Below are 9,278 nucleotides of genomic sequence, written 5' to 3'. Positions count from 1 at the left end.
TTGAACTGCGGCGGATAGTTCTTCATGACCACGAGATGTCCGTTCTCAGATCCTCAGGATCCAGTGTCTCGTGTGTCCAAGATCAGGGGTCAAGGCCCAGGGGGGCATCGCCCACCTCCTCCACACCCACCACGGCCTGGACCTGCCCCGGACCATGCGCCCGGACTTCTCCCGCGCGGTCCAGCACGTCACCGACGCCACCGGCCGGGAGCTGTCGCACAAGGAGCTGTGGGAACTCTTCCGCACCACCTACGTCACTCCGGCGCTGGACGGCCCCGTCACCCTGACGTCCTGGAGCGCCACGGAACCGGCTCCCGGCGAGCACCGGTTCACCTGCGCACTGCGCATCGGCAGGCAGGAGCACGCCTGCCAGGGCACCGGGAACGGGCCGTTGTCCGCCCTCGCCGACGCGCTCCGGAGTGCCGGAATCACGGTCGACATCCTCGGCTGCACCGAGCACTCCACCGGCACGGGACCGGGCAGCCCCGCCGTCGCCTACGCCGAGTGCCGCGTGAACGAGGTCACCTGCTGGGGGGCCGGCTGGGACACCTCGGTTCTGACCGCGTCGGTCCACGCCGTCATGTCCGCCGTCAACCGCTCCGGCCGGGCCTCCTCGTGAGCGCGGCCCCGGTACTCCGCGTGGAGGACGTGGATGTCGTCCGCGACGGCAATCCGATTCTGCGCGAGGTGTCACTGACCGTACGAGCCGGTGAGCACTGGGCGCTGCTCGGCGCCAATGGGGCGGGCAAGAGCACCCTGCTCGGTCTCCTCGGGGCGCTCGCGCACCCCACGCGCGTCGACGGACGCCGGAGTGTGCGGGCCGACCGCCCGGCCGGACCACAAGCCGGCTGAGAAGGCCGTCGCGGCGGTGCGCTCCCACCCGAGCACACCGCCGCGTACCCACCCACAGGCCACCGTCATCCGCGACGGTCCCCACCGCACCTACTGCCTCAAGAAACGAGCCGAGGGCCACGAACCCGTCCCCGCCGTCATCGCCCTCGCCCTCGCCCTCGCCCTCGCCCTCCGCAGCAGCTTGAACCGGTCCTTAAGACTCCATCGACCTCGACACTTCGGGGTGTTCGTTCGGTCACCCGGGTCTGTACGGTGTGCGATGCGGTTCGTGGCCGGAAGGAAAAGGGCCCTTCGGGGGTAATCCTTGTGCTGACCGCGCCTCGCGCTTCCCGGAACGTTGTGTTCCTGGCGAATCAATAGCTGTGCCCGCGAGCTGAGATTTCCACGGGACGTGCGGGCAGATTCTCTGTTGTGATGAGCGGCGTGGGATTCTTCACCGCACACAGGCTGCTGCGGCGTGCTACCTTCGATCTCAGTTGCAGTTGTGGTTCCCGAAACTTCATGTGCTCTCCGGTCGTTTTTCGTACCGCCGGGAGCACTTGTGTATCCGGCTTTTTCCGGGTGGGTGATCATCGCGGCGACACGGGTTCCGCACGGTGCGGACCCCGACGCACTGCCCCGAAGGAGAAATGACATGGCTACCGGTACCGTGAAGTGGTTCAACGCGGAAAAGGGCTTCGGCTTCATCGAGCAGGACGGTGGCGGCGCCGACGTGTTCGCCCACTACTCGAACATCGCCGCCCAGGGCTTCCGTGAGCTGCTCGAGGGCCAGAAGGTGTCCTTCGACATCGCGCAGGGCCAGAAGGGCCCGACGGCCGAGAACATCGTTCCCGCCTGACGCTGACGCGCACTGTGCAGCTGGGGCCCGCATCCTTCGGGGTGCGGGCCCCAGCTGCTTGTATTTTCCGCAGTGGTTTCGCCTGCGGAAGACGGTCAGGAAATCCATGGCGCACCGCACACGGATCGCCCTGCGGGGATGCGGACGCATCCCCGTACCGCCACATCGCCGTGGACGCCCGAACACCGCGTCCGCATCGCGATCACGCCATTCATTTCGACGCCCTCGCCCGCGCGGATTTTCCGTCAGCCGGATTCGCTGTCGCGTTCCGCCGGCCCATTCCTGCAATTCCCCATGCCGCTCATCGCTGCGGGAATTCCTTGATATGTGCCGCATCGAGGAAGGTTCCGCATGAACCGCACACGCACGAACGACCGCTTCGCCCGCACCCGTGACGGCGGTGCCGCCTCCGGAAGGGGTGGCAGCCGGTCCGGCGGCCCGGCGCGCATCCGCACCGCGGCCCACCGCCGGTGCGGCCGCGCAGGACCTTCGTGCTCAGGAAACCGACCCGACTCCGCAGGAGGCACCCTTTGACGCCGCCCCAGACGCAGTCCCGCCCTGCGGCCGATGCCATGGACGCGGCCGAACCGCGGGTCTGGGAGGACATGACCGTGGAGGTGGCACTGTCCTTGATGGCCGCCGCCCGTACGGATCGTCTGATCGTCTGCGACGAGGACGGTCTGCGCACCGGCCTGGTCACACGGGCCGGGCTCACGGCCGCTCGTGACGGTTTCGGATACACGGACCGGATCCGGCTGCGTGACGTCGCCGACGTCATCGGGCCCTTCCCCCGCCGCTGACCACGAGGGCCGAGGCAGAGCGTGCGATGCGCGCTGCTGCGGGCTCGGCTTCATCTGCCGTCCCCCTGTCCGCCCGACCGACGGGACGGGCACTAGCCGAACAAGAACAGTGAGGGCCCCTACCGGCACGTGCCGGTAGGGGCCCTCACCGCGTGCCACGCCGCTCCCGGCATGGCGACGGGTCAGTGGTCGGAGTAGCTGAAGTCGCCCACGGTCCAGGCGCTGACGTCCTCGATCGCGACGCGGTACATCCCGCCCGTCTCCGGGATCCCCACCGTGCCCTGGAGGATCCGGGCGACATGGAAGTGCAGATGCGTGGGTGGCCCCTCCCTCTTCGCGGGGGCGTCGAAGACGGCGGAGAACTCGCCCAGGCGGGCGGAGTCGGTCAGCACCTCCGACACCCTCCGCCTCCACACGGCTTCGGGGGCCAGGCGGCCGGTGATGACAGCACCACCGGTGACCACGGTCAGGGACATCTGGTTGCTCTGCCCGGACTCCACACGGGCGGCGATGTCAACGATCAGCTCGTCAGGCTTCGGCATGAGATCGGATTCTATGCACCAGTCCGCCCGGGCGGCCCGGGTGGTGAAACCGACGGGCGGGACGAGCGCATACGGCTCCCCCGGTGGGCGGCTCCGGGCCTCACCTGTACGCCGGACCCGTACTGCGGGCGGTCCCCAGCGCGCGCTGACCGCACCAAGGGGACACCTCGCCGGCGAGCACAGTAAATCTGTGTCCGCCGGAGTAGACATTCACGTCTCTCGTGGTTACGATTTCTCTCGTAGACGAGATCGATCAGGGCCCGGCAGACACGAACTGCCGGGCAGCGGTACAAGCAGTACGCAGTCCCCCGTTTGCAAGTGATTGATCAAGAGGAAAGAACGGAGGAGTCGAACGCCATCAGGATCGCCCGGGCGGAAGACGCGAGCCCGGGTACCGCAGGACATCGATAGGCAGGTGGTCTCCGGTCACGCATCCGCGATCCCCGCACCCCCGTCGGAGTACCGGACGGCCGTGCGGAAACAGAAGGCCGACGCAGTACTAGGGTCGGCAGATGGTGTTGTAGTTCCTTCGGGGCCCTGGTGCCGTACGGCACCAGGGCCCCTCCACGTGTTCCACAGAGATCCACAGAGAGGTGAGATGACAGCAGACGAGTCGCTAGGCCGTCTCGACGACGACGACTACCCCGCCTACACGATGGGCCGGGCCGCCGAGTTGCTCGGTACCACTCCCGGCTTTCTCCGCGCCATCGGTGAAGCACGACTGATCACACCACTGCGCTCCGGGGGCGGGCACCGCCGCTACTCCCGCTACCAGCTGCGTATCGCGGCACGCGCGCGTGAACTCGTCGACCAGGGCACCCCGATCGAGGCCGCATGCCGGATCATCATCCTCGAGGACCAGCTCGAGGAAGCCCAGCGCATCAACGCCGAATACCGGCGTGCCGGCGGATCGCCCACTCCCCCGGCCGGAACCTGAGGTGAACGGGCCCGCCGGTATCGACGGGCCCTCACCCGCACGCACGGCCGGAACGCGACGCGCGGGAGCGGTCCCCGTGTCCGAGTGTCCGGGACCGGCCGAGCCCCCGTCCGTACGGGCCGGTGACCGCCTGGCGCGATCGGCGCGGCCCGGCCGTCGGCCGACTCACGCCGGCGGATGTCCGCCGTGGTGGGCGACCGTGATGTGGCGGTCGGGGCCGGGGTTCTCCAGTTCGTCGACCACGGCGACGGCCAGGTCCTCGGCGCTGATCCGGGACCGGCCGTCGGCGTCGACGAGCAAGGTGTCGGTGCCGCGCCGGTAACGGCCGGTCCGTTCGCCGGGCTCGAGCAGGGCCGGTGGACTCAGGTAGACGTAATCGGCACCGGCATGGGACCGGCAGGTCCGCAGCTGGGCGACTCCGGCGGCGGCGACGGCCCTGATCTCGGCGGGCACGTATGCCGGGTCGTCGGCGACCAGCAGACCGCGGTCGCCGGGGCTGCGCAACGCGCCGGCTCCGCCGACCACGAGGACGCGGATCCCGAGCCGTGCGGCCACGTCCAGCACCGTACGGGTCGCGCCGGCCAGGAACCCCTCGTCGACCGGCACGGTCCGCACGGTCAGCACGACGGCGTCCGCGGCGCCGTGGGAGGCGGAGCCCATGAGCGCCTCGCGCAGGGCGTGCGCGTCGTCCGCGCCGACCGCGACCGGCGTCACGTCCGGGTCCTGCGGCCTCCTCGGGCCCTCCGGGTGCTCACTCCCGGGTTTCCGGGAGAGGGCGAGCACCCGGTGTCCGCGTGCGCTCGCCTCGTCGACCACCCGGCTGCCGACCATCCCGGTGGCGCCCAGTACGGCGATCGTCATGCCTGTCCTCATCGGGTCCGTCCTTCTCGTATGCGGTCGTCGTGCGTTCGGTCGTCGTGCGTCCGGTCCTCTCGGGTCCGGGCCTCCGCCGGACCGCCGCGTGCCGGATCGAGCTGTGCCGCGAGCAACGCGGCGAGAGCGAGGGCGAAACCGCAGGTCTGCGGCAGGCTCCACGACTCACCCAGCGCGACGCCGATGACGGCCGCGACCATCGGGGACAGCAGGACCAGCGGTGCGGACGCTCCGACCGGCAGCTTCCCGATCCCGCGGAACCACAACGTGGACGCGATCAGTCCGCCCACGCTGCCGAGCCACAGGTACCCGGCGGCGGCTCCGGCGTCGATGTGCGGCGGCGCCCCCTCGGCCGTGAGGACGAGCGGGAGCAGGAGCAGGCCGCCCGCCGTCAGCTGCCAGCCGGTCAGGGTCAGCGGACCGGCACCCGCGGGAAGGCCCCATCGCTTGGTGAGGACGATTCCGGCGGCCATGGCGGCCGTACCGCCGAGGCCGGCGGCGACCCCGACGGCGTCCAGCCGGGCCTGCGGCCCCAGGACGACGAGTCCGACGCCGACCGCACCGAGCACGCCCCAGGTCAGCCGCCAGGCCGTCGGCCGGTCGTGGAGCAGCGCGACGGCCAGCCCGGCGACCAGCAGTGGCTGGGTGGCGCCGAGGGTGGCGGCGACACCGCCGGGGAGCCGCTCGGCCGCCACGAACAAGAGGGGGTACAGGGCACCGATGTTGAGCGCGCCCAGGACGGTGGCCTTCCACCACCAGTCCCCGCGCGGGAGCACGCGGGTGATCGCCAGCGCGAGCAGCCCGCCGGGCAGGGCGCGCAGCATCCCGGCGAACAGCGGGTGTCCGGGCGGGAGCAGTTCCGTGGTGACGACGTACGTGGTGCCCCAGGACGCGGGGGCGAGTGCGGTCAGTGCGACGGTGGCCGCCCGCCCTCCGTGGCGCGGTGGTCCCGGTGTCCGCTCGGTCGAGGTGTCCATGTGAGGAAGTCTCGGGACGGGCCCTGCCATGAGTCCAACACATGCTTGTCATCGCAGCCATGAACCAGAACGATGACGGTGTGGATCTCCAGCAGATGCGCTACGTCGTCGCCGTGGCCGAAACCCGTAACTTCACCCGCGCCGCCGAGCGCTGCTTCGTGGTGCAGTCGTCGCTCAGTCACCGGATCGCCGGTCTGGAACGGGAACTCGGGGTGAAGCTGTTCGCCCGGTCCAGCCGCCGCGTCGAACTGACCCCCGCGGGAGCGGCGTTCGTCGCCGGCGCACGCGAGTGCCTGGCCGCCGCCGACCGCGCCGCCGCCGACGCCGCCGCCGCGGCCGGCCTGGTACGCGGCCGGCTCGCCGTCGGCGTGATCGTGACCACGGCCGCCGTGGACGTACCGGAGCTGTTGCAGCGGTACCGCGCCCGGCACCCGGACGTCCATGTCGCCCTCCGGTCCGGACGCAGTGACGACCTGGCGGCGGCGGTCCGGGACGGCGACCTGGACATCGCCTTCCTCGGCATGCCGGAGAGCGAACGGCCTTCCGGTGTGGAGTGCGTCGTTCTCGCTCGTGACGAGCATGTGCTGGTGGTGCCGGCCGGACACCGGCTGGCGGGCGTTTCCGGGGTCACGCTGCGGGAGATCGCCGACGAGACGTTCGTGGACTTCGTGAGCGGGACGCCCGCCCGGGCCCAGTCCGATCAGGCGTTCGCCGCCGCGGGCCTGGTCCGCCAGGTCGCGTACGAGGCCGGTGTCGTGGAGCTGATCACCCGGCTGATCGGGCGCGGGCTCGGCATCGCGCTCCTGCCGTCGGCGTTCATCCGGCCGCGGGCCGCCGACACCCCCGGGCTGGCGCTGGTCCCGGTGGCCGACGGACCGCGCCGCGTCGAGTACCTGGTGTGGAACCGCTTCAACCCCGGCCCGGCCACCCGGGCGATGCTCGGCCTCCTCGGGTTCGGGCCTCCCTCACCGGAACGGACGCGGCACCCGTGACGCCACCCCGCGTCCGCGGTACGGGCCGGACCGGTGACGGGGCCGTCGGCATGGGCGCGCTCAGCCGTGCAGCGAGCGGTATGCCGAGACCGCGCCGGGGTGCAGGGGGACGCTGCCGGTGCCGATGAGGGTGCGGACGTCGAGGAACTGGGCACCGACCGCGTGGGCGGGGACGAGGGCGCTCGCGCGCAGGACGAGGAGGCGGGTGACCGCGTCGGCGACGGCGGGGGCCAGACCGGGGCGGCACACCAGCAGGTTGGACACGCCGATGGTGGCGACGCCGCCCGCGCCGCGGTAGGCGCCCTGCGGGAACGGCACCTCCTCCAGGCCCGAGCCGGCCAGTCCGTCGTGGCCGCCGAGCCGGGGCAGCAGTCCGGCCAGCGGCAGGAACCGCAGGCCGGGGTCGGCGTCGAGGCCGGTGAGAGTGGGCAGCGGTACGCCGCCCGCCACGAGCAGGCCCTCGACGGCGCCGGTCCGTACGGCGTCGGCCGCCTCGGCCAGCCGCAGATGGAGCACGGGGACGTCGGTGCCGGGCGACAGTCCCGCGGCGTCGAGGACGCGTTCGCCGAGGAGGGCCGCGCCCGATCCGAGGGCGCCGAGCGACACCTTGTGTCCGGTCAGGCCGGACACGCTGCGCACGGGTGAGTCGGCGCGGACGGCGAACTGGAGGTAGGTCTCGTAGAGCCTGCCGAGCGCGCGCAGGGGCACCGGGCGTTCGAAGAGGCTGCCGTCCCGGGCGGCGCGCGCGGTGTCGGTGAGGACGAGCGCGAGGTCGGCGCGGCCGTCGCGGAGCAGCTCGATGTTGGCGATGCTGCCCGCCGTGGTGCGGATACGGCAGCTCAGCCGGGGGTGTGCCCGTTCGATCTCGGCGGCGAGGAGCCGGCCGAAGGCCGCGTAGAAGGCCGTGGGCTCACCGGTCGCCAGACGCAGGACGCCGCCCGGTCCGGGGCCCTGCCGTGAGGCGTCACCGGCGAGCACGCCCCCGAGGGCGACACCGGCCGCCGATCCGGCGGCCGCGCGCAGCACGGTACGGCGGCCGGGGAACGGGGTCATGACGTACCGCCCTCGGCGGTGGCGCGCGGGACGAGTGCGCGGGCCCGCAGTCCCCGGGGCCGCGCGGGGCCGAGTTCCAGCCTGCCGCCCCGGCCGGTCAGGAGCTGTTCGGCGATCGCCAGCCCCAGGCCCGTACCGGCCGTCGTCCCGGTCCGGCGGGTCGAGCGCCAGAACCGGGTCGTGGCCTGGGCCAGCTCGTCCGCGTCCAGACCGGGGCCGTCGTCCGTCACCGTGAGGACCGCGAAGGGGCCCTCGACTCCGCAGGTGAGCGTGATCCGGGCGCCGGGGCCGCCCGCGTACTTGATGGCGTTGTCCAGGAGGATGTCCGTGATCTGGGCGAGTTCGTGGTCGGTGCAGGCGGCCGGGACCGGGGTGGCGGGGGCGTCGGTGGTGAGGCCGGCTCCGGCGCGGCGGGCGACCGGCTCCCACCGCCGGTGCTGGCCCAGCGCGACCTCGGCGGCGTCGCACCGGGCGTCCGTGCCGTCGGTCACCGTCAGTTCCCCGGCCCGGTGTTCCGCGGTGGCCAGGGCCAGCATGTCGTCGAGGAGGTTCTCCAGCCGGTCGAGCTCACCGGTGACGCCGTTGTACGTGCGGTCGGCGGAGGCGGGCAGGTGGGTGCGCAGGGCGTCGACGCGGAGCCGGAGCGCGGCCATGGGGTTGCGCATCTGGTGGGAGGTGTCGGCGACGAGCCGGCGCTGCTGCTCCAGGGCCGCCGTGACGGTGCTCGCCATCCGGTTGAAGCCGGTGGCCAGCTGGCGCAGTTCCGGCGGTCCGCCGCCGCTGGTCTGCTCGGGCGGCAGTCCCGCGGCGAGCTGGCCCACGGCACGGTCGAGCCGGCGCAGCGGGCTGACCACCCAGCGGGTGGCGGCCCGCGCGAGGGCCGTGCAGGCGAGGGCGACCAGGGCCGCCCCGGCCAGTACGGCCGCCCAGCGCCGGGCGATGTCCCGCGCGGCGGTCTCCACCGACGCCCGCATGACGACGGCCCCGGTGACCCGCGTGCCGGTGCCGGCGGGTTCGGCGAACGTGCGGTGGCCGCGGGACCAGGGGCGCAGGGGGCCCTTGGGGTGGGCGGTCTGGTTGCGCAGGGCCGCGTCGATCAGCGGGGCGACGGCCGGGTCGGCGGCCCGCATGCCGCCGGTCTGGACGACGGGGGCCCGGCGGACGTCGGTGACGACGAGCGGTTCGCCGTAGAGCTGGGTGTAGCGCCGGGCCTCGGTGACGACCGCGGAGGTGTCGCCGGTCGCCGCCGCCTGGTCCATGAGGGACGCGAAGCGGTCGAGGGCAGAGCTGCGGGCGAGCACCAGCTGCTGGGTGCGGTCGGAGGCGGTGAACAGCAGCAGCGGCACGGCGAACGCGGCGACCACGAGGATGCCGAACACCAGCAGCACGGCCTGGACCCGGGTACGCACGCGTC

Annotated in this window: 10 protein-coding genes and 1 pseudogene; 6 read left to right on the top strand and 5 right to left on the bottom strand. The window is 72.5% G+C overall.

Translation table 11 applies throughout. The features are described from left to right. Positions 1 to 70: 70 nt before the first annotated feature. From IH50_RS0130155 to IH50_RS0130140, 4 genes and pseudogenes are all read left to right on the top strand, one after another. Positions 71 to 619 carry an alpha-isopropylmalate synthase regulatory domain-containing protein gene (locus tag IH50_RS0130155; protein ID WP_234328262.1) on the top strand — a complete coding sequence of 183 codons (549 nt, stop codon included), beginning with the start codon at positions 71 to 73 and terminating at the stop codon, positions 617 to 619. Next, positions 616 to 825, top strand: a pseudogene (locus IH50_RS0130150) (ATP-binding cassette domain-containing protein); the annotation flags it as partial. The gene IH50_RS0130155 and the pseudogene IH50_RS0130150, both read left to right, overlap by 4 nt. Positions 826 to 1,486: 661 nt before the next feature. Further along, on the top strand, positions 1,487 to 1,690 hold the full coding sequence (locus IH50_RS0130145; protein WP_004986771.1) for a cold-shock protein: 204 nt from the start codon (positions 1,487 to 1,489) through the stop codon (positions 1,688 to 1,690). Between the two features lie 530 nt (positions 1,691 to 2,220). After that, positions 2,221 to 2,490 (top strand): CBS domain-containing protein, encoded by a 270-nt coding sequence (locus IH50_RS0130140; protein ID WP_030869243.1) that lies wholly within the window; start codon positions 2,221 to 2,223, stop codon positions 2,488 to 2,490. Between the two features lie 182 nt (positions 2,491 to 2,672). Here IH50_RS0130140 and IH50_RS0130135 read toward each other — a convergent pair whose 3' ends face one another. Then, positions 2,673 to 3,032: a hypothetical protein gene (locus IH50_RS0130135; RefSeq protein WP_030869239.1), complete on the bottom strand. Its 360-nt coding sequence runs from the start codon at positions 3,030 to 3,032 to the stop codon at positions 2,673 to 2,675. Positions 3,033 to 3,630: 598 nt separating this feature from the next. Here IH50_RS0130135 and IH50_RS0130130 point away from each other — a divergent pair. Then, complete coding sequence (locus IH50_RS0130130) at positions 3,631 to 3,969, top strand: MerR family transcriptional regulator (RefSeq protein ID WP_030869236.1); 339 nt, start codon at positions 3,631 to 3,633, stop codon at positions 3,967 to 3,969. Between the two features lie 165 nt (positions 3,970 to 4,134). Here IH50_RS0130130 and IH50_RS0130125 read toward each other — a convergent pair whose 3' ends face one another. Together IH50_RS0130125 and IH50_RS0130120 are read right to left on the bottom strand one after the other, a co-directional pair. Continuing rightward, positions 4,135 to 4,830: an NAD(P)-dependent oxidoreductase gene (locus tag IH50_RS0130125; RefSeq protein WP_037873131.1), complete on the bottom strand. Its 696-nt coding sequence runs from the start codon at positions 4,828 to 4,830 to the stop codon at positions 4,135 to 4,137. 8 nt (positions 4,831 to 4,838) lie between these two features. Further along, positions 4,839 to 5,819 (bottom strand): EamA family transporter, encoded by a 981-nt coding sequence (locus IH50_RS0130120; protein WP_030869230.1) that lies wholly within the window; start codon positions 5,817 to 5,819, stop codon positions 4,839 to 4,841. Positions 5,820 to 5,899: 80 nt separating this feature from the next. Here IH50_RS0130120 and IH50_RS0130115 point away from each other — a divergent pair, with 80 nt between their 5' ends. After that, positions 5,900 to 6,811 (top strand): LysR family transcriptional regulator, encoded by a 912-nt coding sequence (locus tag IH50_RS0130115; RefSeq protein ID WP_037873140.1) that lies wholly within the window; start codon positions 5,900 to 5,902, stop codon positions 6,809 to 6,811. Between the two features lie 60 nt (positions 6,812 to 6,871). Here the strand turns inward: IH50_RS0130115 and IH50_RS0130110 are convergent, their stop codons facing one another. Then, the gene (locus IH50_RS0130110; protein WP_030869225.1) at positions 6,872 to 7,864 is read right to left on the bottom strand and encodes a TAXI family TRAP transporter solute-binding subunit; all 993 of its coding nucleotides are present in this window, start codon (positions 7,862 to 7,864) and stop codon (positions 6,872 to 6,874) included. Further along, positions 7,861 to 9,273, bottom strand: a complete 1,413-nt coding sequence (locus IH50_RS0130105) for a sensor histidine kinase (protein WP_030869220.1) — start codon at positions 9,271 to 9,273, stop codon at positions 7,861 to 7,863. The genes IH50_RS0130110 and IH50_RS0130105 overlap by 4 nt, the downstream gene beginning before the upstream one ends. Positions 9,274 to 9,278 lie beyond the last annotated feature (5 nt).

The sequence above is a fragment of the Streptomyces sp. NRRL S-37 genome (assembly GCF_000721605.1).
Taxonomy (GTDB): domain Bacteria; phylum Actinomycetota; class Actinomycetes; order Streptomycetales; family Streptomycetaceae; genus Streptomyces.
This window is presented reverse-complemented; position numbering and strand designations above follow the sequence as displayed.